Raw genomic sequence first — 15,043 nt, 5'->3', positions numbered from 1 at the left:
GTCCCCATGAAGATCCACGCCGAAGCCCTCCTGTTCGACAACGACGGAACGCTCCTCTCCTCCCTGGAGTCGGTGATCCGCTGCTGGACCCGCTGGGCCGGGGAGTACGGCATATCGGCGGAGGAATTCGCGGCCGTAGAACTGCACGGACGCCCCGCCGCCGAGATCGCCGCGGATCTGCTGCCCGCCGATCAGGTGCCGGGCGCGGTGGCCCGTATCGAACAGCTCGAGGTCGAGGACGTGACCCGGCCCGGGGGCGCCGTGCTGCTCCCCGGCACCGCCGAGCTGCTCGCGAGCGTTCCCGCCGATCGCTGGGCCGTCGTCACCTCCGCCGGCCGCAGGCTCGCCGAGGCCCGCCTGGACGCGGTCGGCATCCGCCCCAAGGCGATGATCTCCGCGGACGACATCACGCGCGGCAAGCCCGACCCGGAGCCCTACCTCCTGGCGGCCCGCAGGCTGGGCGTCGACCCGGCGCGCTGCGTGGTCTTCGAGGACGCTCCCGCCGGGCTCCAGGCCGGCCGCGCGGCCGGCATGAAAACCGTGGCATTGGCCACAACCCACGACCGCTCGGAGCTGGTCGCGGACATCGTCGTGAACGACCTCTCGGCGGTGTCGGCGCAGGCCACGCACGACGGCGTGGACATCGTTGTAGCGGACTGACCGCGACCGGCCGGTATCCGCAGGCGAGACAGAAGTGTCCGCTATTCGGACACGGTAGATCGATGCGTACGCACGTCTGGTTTACTCATCGCATGACCACGACGAGCAGCCGCACCCTTGCGACCGAGGCGACGATGACGCCCGGTGCTCGTTGTATGTGTCGAATGTGCGCCTTCTGAGGGCCCCTGCCTGAGCCTCGCGCCCCGAAGCGAGACCCGACAGCCGCGCCCCGCGTCCACCCGAGTGCGTACTCACTCGAAGGACCGGGCCCGCCTGCCCCGCGCACGCGTTGCCTCCGGTACCCGCCGCCCCAGCCGTGCCACGTCCACAAGACGAATGCCCCGTGCCCGGCGGACACTTCGCCGCGCACTCGACAGTGACGGAAACCCCTGTGATCACCACTACGGGCCTCACCAAGGTCTACCCATCGCGTGGCCGCGAAGTCACCGCCCTGGACGGCGTCGACCTGCACGTCCGTGAGGGCGAGGTGTACGGAGTCATCGGCCAGAGCGGCGCCGGGAAGTCCTCCCTCATCCGCTGCGTCAACCTGCTGGAGCGCCCCACCGCCGGCACGGTCACCGTCGACGGCCAGGACCTCACCGCACTCGCCGGCCGCGGCCGGCGCGCCGGCAAGGAGCTGCGCGAGGCGCGCAGCCGCATCGGCATGGTCTTCCAGCACTTCAACCTCCTCTCCTCGCGCACGGTGAAGGACAACGTCGAGCTGCCGCTGGAAATCCTCGGCGTATCCGGACAGGCGCGCTCCCGCAAGGCGCTCGAACTGCTCGACCTCGTCGGCCTCGCCGACAAGGCGAAGGTCTACCCCGCCCAGCTCTCCGGCGGCCAGAAGCAGCGCGTCGGCATCGCCCGCGCCCTGGCCGGCGACCCCAAGGTGCTGCTCTCCGACGAGGCCACCTCGGCCCTCGACCCCGAGACCACCCGCTCGATCCTCCAGCTCCTGCGCGACCTCAACCAGCAGCTCGGCCTGACCGTCCTGCTCATCACGCACGAGATGGACGTCGTCAAGACGATCTGCGACTCGGCCGCGCTGATGAGGAAGGGCCGGATCATCGAGTCCGGCACGGTGAGCGGGCTGCTGGCGACGCCGGGATCCGAGCTGGCTCATGAGCTGTTCCCGGTGGGCGGCCAGGCATCGGGCCCCGGCCGCACCGTCATCGACGTCACCTTCCACGGTGAGGCCGCGACGCAGCCGGTGATCTCCCAGCTCTCGCGTACGTACAACATCGACATCTCGATCCTGGGCGCCGCGATGGACACCGTCGGCGGCAACCAGATCGGCCGGATGCGCATCGAGCTGCCCGGACGGTACGAGGAGAACGTCGTCCCGGTCGGCTTCCTGCGCGAGCAGGGGCTTCAGGTGGAAGTCGTCGACGAGGGCGGGCTCGCGGAGACCCCCGTGGAGATCCCCCTGCTGGTCAAGGAAGGTGCCAAGTGAACTGGTCGGAGATGCAGCCGCTGCTGACGCAGGGCACCATCGACACCCTTTACATGGTCCTGTGGTCCACCGTCGTCTCGATCATCGGCGGCCTGCCGCTCGGCATCCTGCTCGTCCTCACGGACAAGGGCGGACTGCTCCAGAACGTGGCCGTCAACAAGGTCATCGGCGTGATCGTGAACATCGGCCGCTCGCTGCCGTTCATCATCCTGCTGATCGCACTGATCCCCTTCACGACGCTGGTCGTCGGTACGTTCATCGGCCCCAGCGCGATGATCGTGCCGCTCGCCATCGGCGCCATCCCGTTCTTCGCCCGGCTCGTCGAGACCGCGATCCGCGAGGTCGACCACGGCCTGGTCGAGGCGGTCCAGGCGATGGGCGGCGGCGTACCGACCGTCGTCTTCAAGGTGCTGCTGCCGCAGGCCCTGCCGTCCCTGATCTCGGCCGTCACCACCACGGTCATCGTGCTCGTCGGCTACTCGGCGATGGCGGGCGCGGTCGGCGGCGAAGGCCTCGGCAGCAAGGCCGTCACGTACGGATACCAGCGCTTCGAGACCGAGTTCATGCTGGTCACCGTGGTCGTCCTGATCGCGATCGTGACCATCGTGCAGATCGTCGGCGACGGCGCGATCCGGCTGCTGGCCCGTCGCGGACGTACCGCCTCCTGATTCTTCCTCTCCCCAAGAAGCCCGCACTCCTTGTCCGGGCGACCACCACCGCAACACCAGAAAGAGGCACTTTTCGTGCGTAAGAACATCAAGATCACCGCGGCTGCCGCCGCCTCCGCCGCCCTCGCCCTCGGCCTCACCGCCTGTGGCACCGCCTCCGACCCGGGCGCCAAGACCGAGTCCGGCGGCAAGGCGGATGCCTCCAAGGCGCTCGTCGTCGCCGCGTCCCCGACGCCGCACGCCGACATCCTGGGCTACGTCAAGGACAACCTGGCGGCGAAGGCCGGACTGAAGCTGGAGGTGAAGGAGTTCACGGACTACGTCCTGCCGAACACCGCCACCCAGAGCGGCGAGGTCGACGCCAACTTCTTCCAGCACAAGCCGTACCTCGACGACTTCAACAAGAAGAAGGGCACGACCATCGTGCCCGTCGCCAACGTCCACCTCGAGCCGCTGGCCCTCTTCTCCAAGAAGGCCAAGGACATCAAGGACATCAAGCCCGGCCAGACGGTCGCGGTGCCCAACGACACCACCAACGAGGGCCGCGCGCTCAAGCTGCTCGCGGACAACGGCCTCATCACGCTGAAGGACGGCGCGGGCCAGGACGCCAAGCTGACCGACATCAAGGACAAGAAGGGCCTTGAGTTCAAGGAGCTGGAGGCGGCCACGCTGCCCCGCGCCCTGAACGACGTCGACGCGGCGGTCATCAATGGCAACTACGCCATCGAGGCCGATCTCGAACCCGCCAAGGACTCGCTGGCGATCGAGAAGGCCGAAGGCAACCCGTACGCCAACTTCCTCGCGGTCAAGAAGGGCAACGAGACGGACGCGCGCGTGCAGAAGCTCGCCAAGCTCCTCAACTCCGACGAGGTGAAGAAGTTCATCGAGGACAAGTACGCCGGCTCGATCGTGCCGGCCTTCGGCGCCGTCAAGTCCTGACGCCCGTACGGTCCTTGTGAGCCGAGGCCCCGCCAGCCGCCGCAGGCTGCGCGGGGCCTTCGGGTGCCCGGGGCGCCGCAACCCGACCATGCGCACGGCGGGGATGATGCTGCATGCTGTGCCTTTAGCCTTTACGTCCTTTACGACGGTCCACGGCATGGAGCTGAGCATGACTACCACCTTCCCGGACATCTCCATCAGCACGGACCGGCTGGTGCTGCGGCCCTTCGACGAATCGGACATCCCGGCGCTCACCGAGATGATGAACGACGAGATGGTCACCGCCTGGACGTCGGCTCCCCACCCGTACACGACGCGCGACGCCGAGCGCTGGGTGCGCAGGATCGCTCCTGCGGAGCGCACCCAGGGCCGCGGAATCGCCCTCGCCGTCACTGAATTCCTCACCCAGCGGCTCGTCGGGACCGTTCACCTCCAGAACACCGACTGGCGCACCCGTGCCACCGAGGTCGCCTATGTGACGGCCTCGTGGGCGCGCGGCGAGGGTTACGCCACCGAGGCGGTGCTCGCCGTCGCCCAGTGGATCTTCCGCGACCTGCGGTTCGAGCGCCTGGAACTGCGCACCGCCGCCGACAACACCGCCTCCCAGCAGGTCGCGCAGAAGATCGGCTGTATCAGCGAGGGTGTCCTGCGCAACGCCTGGATAGCGCGTACACGGACCGAGAACGGCACGGACGGCGGCTGGACCGACATCCGCACCGATTTGATCGTATGGAGCCTGCTGCCCGAGGATCTGGAAGGCGTCGCCGACCAGATGGCCGACGCCGGCGGCTACGGCTCGTACAACGACTGGAACTGACCGCCCGCCCGAGGGCCGTCCTGATCTGTACCAGGTACTGTCACCCCCCTGCCGGCGCCGCACGCCTCAGCGGCCGCGACTACCGTACTGACCACGCACCAACCAGCGACGACTCCAGGAGACTGACAGGATGGCCGACCGGGTCACGGTGATCGGCTGGGACGGTTCGCCGCTCACCGCTGCGGCCAGGTCCGCCCTCGCGGCCGCGACGCTCGTCGCGGGCGCCGCACACCACCTGGCGCTCCCCGAGGTACCGCCGGGCGCCGAGCGCATCCGCCTCGGCAGCGTCGACCTCGCCGCCCGCCGCATCGCGGGGCACCGGGGCACCGCCGTCGTCCTCGCCGACGGAGACCCCGGCTTCTTCGGCGTCGTACGGACGCTCCGCGCGCCCCAGCACGGCCTGGAGGTCGAAGTGGTGCCCGCCGTCTCATCGGTGGCCACCGCCTTCGCCCGCGCCGGGATGCCCTGGGACGACGCCCAGATCGTCGTCGCCCACCGCCGCACGCTGCGCCGCGCCGTCAATGTGTGCCGGGCGCACACCAAGGTCGCCGTGCTCACCTCCCCGGGCGCCGGGCCCGCCGAACTCGCGCTCCTCCTCGAAGGAGTCCACCGCACCTTCGTCATCTGCGAGGAACTGGGCACGGCCCGCGAGCAGGTCACCGTCCTTACTTCCGACAAGGCCGCCGACCACGCCTGGCGGGACCCCAATGTCGTCATAGTCATCGGCGGCAGCGCCGGACCCGCTTCCCCCGCTCCCGTCGCCGGCCCGGGCGGTCCGGGCGGCGGCTGGATCGGCGGCCGCGATCCCGGCTATCCGCCCGCCGTACGGGGCTGGGCGCTGCCCGCGCGGGAGTACGGCGACGGGCCGAGCGAGCGACCTGGTCAGGGACCCGGGCAGGGGCTCGGGGAGGGCGAGTCCGCGGACCTGCGGGCCGCCCAGCTGGCCCGGCTGGGACCGCGTACGGGCGACCTGGTCTGGGACATCGGCTCGGGCAGCGGGGCACTGGCAGTAGAGGCGGCCAGGTTCGGCGCGGCGGTCATCGCCGTGGACGCCGACCCGGACGCGTGCGACCGTACGGCGGCCGCCGCACGGCGTTTCGGCGTACAGCTCCATGTCGTGCACGGGCGTGCGCCGTACATCCTGGAGGACCTGCCGGAGCCCGATGTCGTACGCATCGGGGGCGGGGGAGTGCCCGTCGTCTCCGCGTGCGCCGACCGCAGGCCCGAGCGGATCGTGACGCACGCATCCACGCGCGACGAGGCGGAGGCGATCGGCCGGGCGCTCGCCGAGGGCGGGTACACCGTCGAATGCGCGCTGCTCCAGTCCGTCGAACTCGACACCGCCGCCTGGTCGGAGCGCGACCGCTCGGTGGTCTTCCTGCTCTCCGGCGTACAGGAGCGGCGCGTGTGAGGGTGTCCGGACAGCGCCCCGTGACCATGCCGCTGCGCGGCGCGGGGTAGGCTGGCCGATCGTTGTACCGCAGCCGGGCGTTCGGCGCTTCGTTCGTCAATGTTCGGAAAAGGGGCCCCTTTTGGAGCTCTATGTGGTACGGCGCAGCCGGGGGGCGCGCAACGTGGCGCAGCCCACAACAAACCGTGGCGGGACTTCCTGCCCTGGCGGCGAACAGCCGCGAGAATGCATGGTGTCCGCGGGGCTTTCGTGCCGCGTGACGGGGACGCTCGTTGTTGTTTCAAGCGGGTGCCGAACGTGCCGCGAGCGGGCGTCCCGTGCGAAGGGCCGAAGGAGCACAAGCGATGGGCGAGGGGTACGCATGACTGACACCGGCCGGGTCCCGGGCGAGGGACTGCCGGAGGACGCAGGCATGGTGGCGCAGCCGGGTATCTCAGCTCCGGGCGCGTACACCTTCCTCGAACCCTCCGAGAGCGCAGCCGAGGACGACGACCTGCTGCTGATGCCGGGCGCGCAGGGCGCGTGGAGCGACCCTCAGGTCGTGCCGGCGCCGCAGGCGCAGCAGCAGATAAATGAAATGCCGCAGGCGCAGCCACAGCAGCAGCCGCCCGAGCAGCCGCAGGCGCTGCCGCAGATGCAGCCGGCGCACCAGGCGGCAGAGGCTCCGGAGCCGCAGCCGGCCTCCGTCCCGGAGGCCCCTGAGCCGGCCGCCCAGCCGCAACCGCAGGCACAGTCGCAGCCGCAGCCGCAGGCTGAGACGGGGCAGCCCGGCGCGCACGAGGCCGGTGGCCGCGATTCCGGTTCCTTGGACCTCAGCGTCGTACGCACTCCGCAGCCGGCGCCGACCGCGGTCCACACACCGCCCCCGCCGCGCCGCCCGCTGCACCTCGGCCCGCCGATGCCGGAGGCGACAGGTGGTGTCGTACGCTCGCTGGCCGACCGTGGGCCCGCGGGTGGTGCCGGCGGCGGGGTGGCGATGCCGCCGCAGAATCCGGTGTCCGTACGGCAGCCGAGTCCGGCGGTCACTGGCCCTGAGTACCTGGACATTCCGAGCGACGAGGTGGCTGCGCTGCCCGGGCCGCAGCTCGGCGCGATCCCGTCACAGGCTGCCATGCCGTGGCCTCAGCCTCAGGAGTCTCAGGCGCCTCAGGAGACCCCTGCAGAAACGGTCGTTCCGGAGGCTGTAACTCCGGAACCGCAGCCCCAGGCTGTCCCGGAGCCGGAGCCGGAGCCGGAGCCGGAGCCCGCTCCGGCGCCTGCGCCGGTTGCGGAGGAGGCCGTGAGCGTGGTGGCCGAGCCGGAGCCGGTGGCTGCCGAGCCGGTCGAACCGACGCCGCCCACTCCCGAACCGGAGCACCCCGAACCCCAGCCCCAGCCCGTCGGCCAGTTTGTCCAGGTCGAGGGCTCCCTCCCGACCACGCCACACCTGGCGCCGGCGTCGGCAGAAGAGCCGGAACCGGAGCCCGAGCCGGAGCCGGAGGCGGCGCCCGAGCCGCTGCCGGAACCGGTCGCAGTTGCCGCCGAAGCGCCCGAACCCGAAGCGGCGCCGGAAGCGGAGGCCGCACCCGCGCCCGCCCCCATGCCCGTACCCCTTCCGGAACCCGCCGAGACTCCGGCGCCGGAACCGGCGCCTGTAGCGGTCGCGGCCCCGGAAGAGCCCGTGGCCGAACCGGCCGCCGCAGTAATGGAACCGGAGCCCGCCCCCGAGCCGGAACCGGAGCCCGCCCCCGAGCCGGACCCCGCCCCCGAGCAGCTCGCCGAACCCGCCATCGCTGCCCCGGTCTCCGTCACCGTTCCGGCCCCGCGCGACGGTGGGGCGGAACTGCCGGCGCCGCAGGCCCCGGAGGCCGAGCCCGCAGCGGCTCCCGAGCCCGAACCCGAACCCGAACCCGAACCCGAACCCGAACCAGTGGTAGTCGCAACCGAAACCCCCCGCGCTCCCGGCTACGACGACGCCGAGCGCGATGCGGTCCTGCGCGTGATGCGCGAGCGCCGCGACATCCGCAACGGTTTCCGCAGCGACCCCATCCCGCACGAGGTCCTCCTGCGCGTCCTCGAAGCCGCACACACCGCGCCGAGCGTCGGCCACTCCCAGCCCTGGGACTTCGTGGTCATCCGCTCCGCCGAGACCCGCCGGACGATGCACGAACTCGCCGTCCGCCAGCGCGACGCGTACGCCAAGTCGCTGCCCAAGGGCCGGGCGAAGCAGTTCAAGGAACTGAAGATCGAGGCCATCCTCGACACCCCGGTGAACATCGTCGTCACCGCCGACCCGACCCGCGGCGGCCGCCACACCCTGGGCCGTCACACGCAGCCGCAGATGGCGCCGTACTCCTCCGCCCTCGCGGTCGAGAACCTCTGGCTCGCGGCCCGCGCCGAAGGACTGGGCGTCGGCTGGGTCAGCTTCTTCGACGAGCGGGAGATGGTCCGCGCCCTGGGCCTGCCCGAGCACCTCGAAGTGGTCGCGTACCTCTGTGTCGGCTACGTAGACGAGTTCCCGGAGGAACCCGAGCTGATGCAGGCGGGCTGGTCGAAGCGCCGCCCGCTCTCCTGGGTCGTCCACGAGGAGACGTACGGCCGCCGTGCCCTGCCCGGCGAGGAGCCGCACGACCTCCTCCAGGAGACCGTCTCCAACATCCGCCCCCTCGACGCCAAGGCGCTCGGTGAGGCGTGGGAACGCCAGAAGCGCATGACGAAGCCGGCAGGCGCGCTGGGCATGCTGGAGATCATCTCCGCGCAGCTGAGCGGCCTGTCCCGGATGTGCCCGCCCCCGATCCCGGAGCCGGCGGCGGTCGCGATCTTCGCGGGCGACCACGGCGTACACGCCCAGGGCGTCACGGCCTGGCCCCAGGAAGTGACCTCCCAGATGGTCGCCAACATCCTCGGCGGCGGCGCGGTCTGCAACGCCTTCGCGAGCCAGGTCGGCGCGGAGGTCTGCGTCGTCGACGTCGGCGTGGCGGGCGAACTGCCCTCGACCCCGGGCCTGTTGCCCCGGAAGGTACGCGCGGGCACGGCGGACTTCACCACGGGCCCCGCCCTCACCCACGAGGAGGTGCTCGCCGCGATCGAGGTGGGCATCGAAACGGCGCGCGATCTGGTGGCGGCGGGCAACAAGGCGCTGATCACCGGTGAGATGGGCATCGCGAACACCACGGTCTCGGCCGCGCTCATCGCCGTCTACACAGGCCAGGACCCGGGCGAGATCACCGGCCGCGGTACGGGCATCAACGACGAGATGCACGCCCGCAAGGTAGACGTCGTACGCCGCGCCCTGGAACTCCACCAGCCGGACCCGGCGGACCCGATCGGTGTCCTGGCGGCGGTCGGCGGCCTGGAGCACGCGGCACTGGTCGGCTTCCTGCTGGGCGGCGCGTCCCTGCGCACACCGGTCATCCTGGACGGGGTGAGCGCGGGAGCGGCGGCGCTGGTAGCCAGGGCTATCGCCCCCGAAGCACTCGCGGCGTGCATCGCGGGCCACCGCAGCGCGGAACCGGGCCATGTGGCCGCCCTCAACAAGCTGGGCCTGCGCCCCCTGGTCGACCTGGACCTCCGCCTCGGCGAGGGCACGGGCGCCCTGCTGGCACTGCCGGTGGTCCAGAGTGCGGCAAGGGCGATGCACGAGGTGGCTACTTTCGACTCCGCCGGAGTAACCGAAAAGTAGCCCGCCCGGCGGTGCCCCTCGGGGTAAGCAGGGCCGCCCTGACACGGCCACGGTGCCAGGAGGGGCCGTGTCGGGGCGCTCCCCGCAGGGTGTCGAACGCAACGCGCCCGAACTTGCCGAGTACCGGAACGTTCGGCACCCGAGGAGACGCCCCGACGCGGCACCGACCCCTGTGCGGGGCCGGAAGAGCGGAGACGCCCCCGGCGGAGCGTTTTTCCCCGCCCCGCCCCTTCCCGTAACTGGGGCCAGCCCCAGACCCCGGTCCTCAAACGCCGGACGGGCTGAATGCGGCCAGAGGCGGGACTGGATGTGCCCAGAGGCGGAGAGTGGGGCTGGCCCCGGACTTGGGCCCCAAGTCCGGGCCCCAAGTCCGGGCCCCAAGTCCGGGGCCCGAGCGACCGGCCGGGCAGGATCCGCCACCGCGACCGGTCCCGGCCGCCGGTGACCTCCTCGCTCCCGGCCCGTAAGGTATTCGCTGGGGCCCGCCCCCGCCCCCACCAGCCGCTTCACCGTCGCAGCGGCGCCAGGCCCCGAGCCGCCGCACCCACCTCCCCGCCCCGAGGAGCCGCACGCCATGACCGCGCCGCACGCCGCCGCCAGCGACCCCCACCCCGCCTACCCCGTAGGACTCCGCCTCGCCGGCCGGCGCGTAGTCGTCATCGGCGGCGGCCAGGTCGCCCAGCGACGCCTCCCCGCACTCATCGCGACCGGCGCCGACATCGTCCTCGTATCGCCGACCGCCACGCCCTCCGTAGAAGCGATGGCAGAAGCGGGCGAGATCCGCTGGGAGCGCCGCCCGTACGCGGAAGGGGACCTGGCAGAGGCCTGGTACGCCCTGGTCGCGTCCAGCGACACCGCCGCCAACACGGCCGCCTCCGCCGAAGCGGAACGTACCCGCACCTGGTGCGTCCGCTCCGACGACGCCGACGCCGCCACCGCCTGGACCCCGGCCACCGGCCGCTCCGAGGGCGTGACCGTGGCCGTCCTCACCAGCGGAGGCCCGGACCCCCGCCGCACAGCCGCCGTACGCGACGCCATCGTCGAGGGCCTGCGCGACGGCACCCTCGTCGCCCCCCACCACCGCACCCGCACCCCCGGCGTCGCCCTCGTCGGCGGCGGCCCCGGCGACCCGGACCTGATCACGGTCCGCGGCCGCCGCCTCCTCGCCGAGGCGGACGTCGTCATCGCCGACCGCCTCGGCCCGCGCGACCTCCTCGACGAACTCCCGCCGCACGTCGAGGTGATCGACGCCGCGAAGATCCCGTACGGCCGTTTCATGGCCCAGGAGGCCATCAACAACGCGCTCATCGAGCACGCGAAGGCAGGCAAGGCGGTCGTACGTCTCAAGGGCGGCGACCCGTTCGTCTTCGGCCGGGGCATGGAGGAGGCGCAAGCCCTCGCCGAGGCCGGCATCCCGTGCACCGTGGTCCCCGGCATCTCCAGCTCCATCAGCGTCCCCGGCGCGGCGGGCATCCCGGTCACGCACCGAGGCGTGGCCCACGAGTTCACGGTGATCAGCGGCCACGTCGCCCCCGAGGACCCGCGGTCCCTCGTCGACTGGAAGGCGGTCGCGGGCCTGCGCGGCACGCTCGTACTCCTCATGGCCGTCGAGCGGATCGGCGCGATCGCCGAGGCCCTGACGGCGTACGGCCGCTCGCCCGAGACGCCCGTGGCGATCATCCAGGAGGGCACGATGGCGGCCCAGCGCCGCGTGGACGCGACGCTCGCGACCGTCGCCGAGAAGGCCAGGACCGAGGACGTACGCCCGCCGGCGGTCATCGTCATCGGCGAAGTGGTCACCGTAGGCCCGAACCGAGCGAAGTAACCAAGGCAAGCGGGAGCCAACGGGAACGGTAACCCGAGGTAACCCAACCCCGCCGCCCACCCATTGGCACCACACCCACGACAAGGCAGTATCACCCTGTGGCCGATCTCATCACCATCGACGACCCCGAAGACCCGCGTCTGAGCGACTACGCGGGCCTGACCGACGTCGAACTCCGGCGCAAGCGCGAACCCGCCGAGGGCCTCTTCATCGCCGAGGGCGAGAAGGTCATCAGGCGGGCCAGGCACGCCGGTTACGAGATGCGGTCGATGCTGCTGTCCGCCAAGTGGCTGGACGTCATGCGCGACGTGATCGACGAGGTCCCGGCCCCGGTGTACGCCGTGAGCCCGGACCTCGCCGAACGCGTCACCGGTTACCACGTCCACCGCGGCGCCCTCGCCTCGATGCAGCGCAAGCCGCTCCCGGCCGCCGAGGACCTGCTCGGCGGAAGCGGCCGGGTAGCGGTGTTCGAAGACATCGTCGATCACGCCAATCTCGGGGCCGCCTTCCGCAACGCGGCAGCCCTGGGGATCGACGCGATCCTGCTCAGCCCGCGTTGTGCCGACCCGCTCTACAGGAGGTCGGTGAAGGTCTCGATGGGAGCCGTCTTCCAGGTCCCGTGGACCCGGCTGGCGTCCTGGCCGAAGGACGTCGAGCTCCTGCGGTCCGCCGGGTTCACGACCGCCGCGCTCTGCCTGAGCGAGCAGTCGATCACCCTCGACGAGCTCGTCCAGCGGCAGCACGAGAAGCTGGCCCTCATCTTCGGCACCGAAGGGGTGGGGCTCACCCCTGAGGCGCTGATGGCGGCCGACGAGCATGTCCGCATCCCGATGGGCGCGGGAGTCGACTCCCTCAACGTGGCTGCCGCCTCAGCCGTCGCCTTCTACGCGACGCGGGTACGGCCGGCCTGACCCCTGACCCCTGAGCGGCTGTCGCTCAAAGAGCCACCGGGCCCTGCGGCCCCGGCCGCGTCTCCACCTCGAGCGATACGCCGAGACTCCTGGCCGGGCCCTGACACCCCTGCGCCGCCGCGATCCCCAGCGCCACCAGCAGCGTCACCACGACGAAGACGACAAGGCGCTGCCGCAGTAGCCTCGGGTTGGCCGGACGCCGCCCGCTCGATGTCGTCCTGGTCCCCGGCCTGGTCCCGGGGCGCCCGTTCGTACGGCCGCCCGTACGGCCGCCGGAACGGGTCGTGTTGCGCGCGCCCGGGGGGCGCGAACCCGTTCGCGGGGTAGAGGCGCGCGGGGCCTGCGCGCGCGGCGCGGGCGTACCCGCCGCGCGCCCCCGCTCTGTGTCCTGTTCGACGTACTCCTCGACGTACCGCTCGATGTACCGCTCCGAGAGCCGCCCGGTGGGCCGCTCATGATCGCCGCGGGGAGCGGAAGGCCTGGCCTCGCTGACTCCCTGCGCCTCCCGCGCCGCGATCTCCTTGAGCCGCATGGACAACTGAAGCGTGCTGGGCCGCTCCTCCGGGTCCTTGGCGAGGCAGGCCCGCACCAGCGGTGCGAGCGCGTCGGGTACGCCGTACAGCTGCGGCTCCTCATGCACCACGCGGTACAGCATGACCTCGGAACTGCCCTGCCCGAAGGGGGAGTCGGCGGTCGCGGCGTACGCCAGCGTGGCCCCCAGCGCGAACACGTCCGTGGCCGGTGTGACCGCAGCCCCGCGCACCTGCTCGGGGGCGAGGAAACCGGGGGAGCCGACCGCCGTACCGACATGGGTGAGGGTGCTCGCGCCGGTCGCCCAGGCGATGCCGAAGTCGATGATCCGCGGCCCCTTGGGCGACAGCAGGATGTTGGACGGCTTCAGATCGCGGTGGACGACACCCGCCTCGTGCACAGCCACCAGCCCTTCGGACAGCGCCGCCCCGATCGAGGCCACCTCCGAGGCAACCAGCGGCCCCTCGTCGACAACCTTGTCGTGCAGTGACGGTCCCGGAACGTACTGCGTCGCGAACCACGGCCGGTCCGCCTCCAGATCGGCCGCCACCAGCCGCGCCGTGCACCCGCCGCGGATCCGCCGCGCGGCGGACACCTCGCGCGCGAATCGCGACCGGAACTCCTGGTCCTCCGCCAGGTCCGGCCGGATCACCTTCAGGGCGACACGCTGGCCGCGCCGGTCGGAGCCGAGATAGACGACTCCCATGCCACCCGCCCCGAGCCGCCGGTGAAGCCTGAACGAGCCGACGACACGCGGGTCCTCGCGCCGGAGCCGCATCATCGCCATGTCCGTCCCCTACCTCTGGTGAGGCCTCCCCCACCCCGCTGCTGACCGGTCCGTCCGACGTCGCACAGCTTACGTACCTGCGGCCCGGTGTGCTCATAGGCCGCGCCCTCGCGAATCGATCGATTGTCAGTGCCGGGTGGGAAACTTGAAGAGTGGTCAGGGGGCGGCCGATCCGTCGCCTCCGGCCCGTGCGAGATCTCAATGGTCCGTCGCAGAAGGGGGATTGGATCAATGAAGGGCGATCGCGTGGAGATAGTGGTCGACGCGGGAGACACGACCCGTACGTACGAGGTGGTGGCTTCCCGGGCCGGCCGGCGGGTGGAAACGGCGGTCCGCAGGGGTGTGGTGGAAGTGAGCGAAGTCACCCGCAGCGGCTCCGTGGTGCGCACCGCGCGCTTCATGGCGACCAGGGTGCTCGCCCTGGTCGAACAGCCGGTCCCCAGGGAGGACGCCTCGGAGCACTCCGAACGTGCGACGAGCAAGCGTCCCCTCCGGGAAGACCCCCAGACGTAGGGCGCTCTCTCCACCCTGGGGAGTACGCCGCAAGGCGCTCGCTCATCCTCCGGGAGGCCCGGCAATCAGTACGCGGGCATGACGACCGGGTCCCGACGGGCCCCTAATGTTGAGGTCAAGCGGCGGGTGGAGCACTCGTCCCCCGAGGTCAGACACCCGCCGCTGCCAACAACGAAAGGAGAGGGGCCATGGCGGACACGGCATCACGAACGATGATCCGTACGCAGGGACGCAGAGCATTCGCCTCGTTCGGCAACCGTCCGTCAGGCACGCGCCACCCCCTGGTGGCGACGGCCATGGCTCTTCCCCTCGCGGCGCTGCTCGTCGTCCTCTTCGGAGGCTGGGAAGCAGTGGTCACACAGGCGTCGTCCGTGGGCGTGATGCTCGGGCGCTGAGCGGCGCCCACGGCCCGGTAGAGCGGACCGGTCCAGGACATCCGGCCATTTCAATACCCCGTGGGGACGGGGGTGCGGCGGACGACTGCGTTTGCCCGGACAGCTGGGGAGCTGTCCGGGCAACGCCTTTTCCCGTCCCGGGGTGGGGAAGAGGCCCAGCGCAGCGCGTAGGCTCCCGGGCGCACCGCACCGCGCACCCTGGGGGGACCGTGACCGTACTCGTCGCGCAAGCACTGAGCGCAGCCGCGCACGACGCCGCACCCCGCCCCCCGCGCAGCGCAACACCCACCCCCTGCCCCTGCGCCCACCCTCACATCCTGGCCGACAGGCCGGACGGCACGGTCGTACGCCACCACGATGTCGTCGCCAAGTCCCACGCTCCCGACACGGACCTCGCCGCCCTCACCGCGCGGGTGGCCATCGCCGCGGACCCACTCCTCACCGGAATCCTCCTGTCCCCCCTGCCCGTGCC

Annotated in this window: 12 protein-coding genes and 1 pseudogene; 12 read left to right on the top strand and 1 reads right to left on the bottom strand. The window is 71.6% G+C overall.

From position 1 onward, the window contains the following. Positions 1-6 precede the first annotated feature (6 nt). From J7E96_RS16605 to J7E96_RS16565, 9 genes are all read left to right on the top strand, one after another. The gene (locus tag J7E96_RS16605; RefSeq protein ID WP_215132209.1) at positions 7-660 is read left to right on the top strand and encodes an HAD family hydrolase; all 654 of its coding nucleotides are present in this window, start codon (positions 7-9) and stop codon (positions 658-660) included. Positions 661-1,051: 391 nt separating this feature from the next. After that, complete coding sequence (locus J7E96_RS16600; protein ID WP_215132207.1) at positions 1,052-2,113, top strand: methionine ABC transporter ATP-binding protein; 1,062 nt, start codon at positions 1,052-1,054, stop codon at positions 2,111-2,113. Further along, positions 2,110-2,781, top strand: a complete 672-nt coding sequence (locus J7E96_RS16595; RefSeq protein ID WP_215132205.1) for a methionine ABC transporter permease — start codon at positions 2,110-2,112, stop codon at positions 2,779-2,781. The genes J7E96_RS16600 and J7E96_RS16595 overlap by 4 nt, the downstream gene beginning before the upstream one ends. A 75-nt stretch (positions 2,782-2,856) precedes the next feature. Next, a complete protein-coding gene (locus J7E96_RS16590; protein ID WP_215132203.1) occupies positions 2,857-3,720 on the top strand; it encodes a MetQ/NlpA family ABC transporter substrate-binding protein in 864 nt (287 codons plus the stop codon). A 169-nt stretch (positions 3,721-3,889) separates the two neighbouring features. Next, on the top strand, positions 3,890-4,537 hold the full coding sequence (locus J7E96_RS16585) for a GNAT family N-acetyltransferase (protein ID WP_251070009.1): 648 nt from the start codon (positions 3,890-3,892) through the stop codon (positions 4,535-4,537). 130 nt (positions 4,538-4,667) lie between these two features. Continuing rightward, positions 4,668-5,948, top strand: coding sequence for a precorrin-6y C5,15-methyltransferase (decarboxylating) subunit CbiE (cbiE, locus tag J7E96_RS16580; RefSeq protein ID WP_215132199.1), 1,281 nt, complete (start codon positions 4,668-4,670; stop codon positions 5,946-5,948). 361 nt (positions 5,949-6,309) lie between these two features. Beyond that, entirely contained in the window at positions 6,310-9,609 is a 3,300-nt protein-coding gene (gene cobT / locus J7E96_RS16575) for a nicotinate-nucleotide--dimethylbenzimidazole phosphoribosyltransferase (RefSeq protein ID WP_215132197.1), read from the top strand. A gap of 574 nt (positions 9,610-10,183) precedes the next feature. Beyond that, positions 10,184-11,434 carry a uroporphyrinogen-III C-methyltransferase gene (cobA, locus tag J7E96_RS16570; RefSeq protein ID WP_215132195.1) on the top strand — a complete coding sequence of 417 codons (1,251 nt, stop codon included), beginning with the start codon at positions 10,184-10,186 and terminating at the stop codon, positions 11,432-11,434. Between the two features lie 98 nt (positions 11,435-11,532). Next, a complete protein-coding gene (locus J7E96_RS16565) occupies positions 11,533-12,345 on the top strand; it encodes an RNA methyltransferase (protein ID WP_215132193.1) in 813 nt (270 codons plus the stop codon). Between the two features lie 25 nt (positions 12,346-12,370). Here the strand turns inward: J7E96_RS16565 and J7E96_RS16560 are convergent, their stop codons facing one another. Beyond that, entirely contained in the window at positions 12,371-13,663 is a 1,293-nt protein-coding gene (locus J7E96_RS16560; protein WP_215132191.1) for a serine/threonine-protein kinase, read from the bottom strand. Positions 13,664-13,894: 231 nt separating this feature from the next. Here J7E96_RS16560 and J7E96_RS16555 point away from each other — a divergent pair, with 231 nt between their 5' ends. The 3 genes and pseudogenes from J7E96_RS16555 to J7E96_RS16545 form a co-directional block, all read left to right on the top strand. Then, positions 13,895-14,176: a hypothetical protein gene (locus tag J7E96_RS16555; protein WP_215132189.1), complete on the top strand. Its 282-nt coding sequence runs from the start codon at positions 13,895-13,897 to the stop codon at positions 14,174-14,176. Positions 14,177-14,364: 188 nt separating this feature from the next. Further along, on the top strand, positions 14,365-14,571 hold the full coding sequence (locus J7E96_RS16550) for a hypothetical protein (RefSeq protein ID WP_215132187.1): 207 nt from the start codon (positions 14,365-14,367) through the stop codon (positions 14,569-14,571). 209 nt (positions 14,572-14,780) lie between these two features. Next, positions 14,781-15,043 (top strand): annotated as a pseudogene (locus J7E96_RS16545) (aminoglycoside phosphotransferase family protein); the annotation flags it as partial.

The organism is Streptomyces sp. ISL-96 (assembly GCF_018614035.1).
Classification (GTDB): domain Bacteria; phylum Actinomycetota; class Actinomycetes; order Streptomycetales; family Streptomycetaceae; genus Streptomyces.
The sequence above is the reverse complement of the archived record's forward strand: the minus strand, read 5'-3'. Positions and strand labels throughout refer to the sequence as shown.

Coding starts and splice junctions, on each gene's coding strand:
- J7E96_RS16605 (WP_215132209.1), top strand. CDS start 7: ATGAAGATCCACGCCGAAGCCCTCCTGTTCGACAACGACGGAACGCTC.
- J7E96_RS16585 (WP_251070009.1), top strand. CDS start 3,890: ATGACTACCACCTTCCCGGACATCTCCATCAGCACGGACCGGCTGGTG.
- cbiE (WP_215132199.1), top strand. CDS start 4,668: ATGGCCGACCGGGTCACGGTGATCGGCTGGGACGGTTCGCCGCTCACC.
- cobT (WP_215132197.1), top strand. CDS start 6,310: ATGACTGACACCGGCCGGGTCCCGGGCGAGGGACTGCCGGAGGACGCA.
- cobA (WP_215132195.1), top strand. CDS start 10,184: ATGACCGCGCCGCACGCCGCCGCCAGCGACCCCCACCCCGCCTACCCC.
- J7E96_RS16560 (WP_215132191.1), bottom strand. CDS start 13,663: ATGGCGATGATGCGGCTCCGGCGCGAGGACCCGCGTGTCGTCGGCTCG.
- J7E96_RS16555 (WP_215132189.1), top strand. CDS start 13,895: ATGAAGGGCGATCGCGTGGAGATAGTGGTCGACGCGGGAGACACGACC.
- J7E96_RS16550 (WP_215132187.1), top strand. CDS start 14,365: ATGGCGGACACGGCATCACGAACGATGATCCGTACGCAGGGACGCAGA.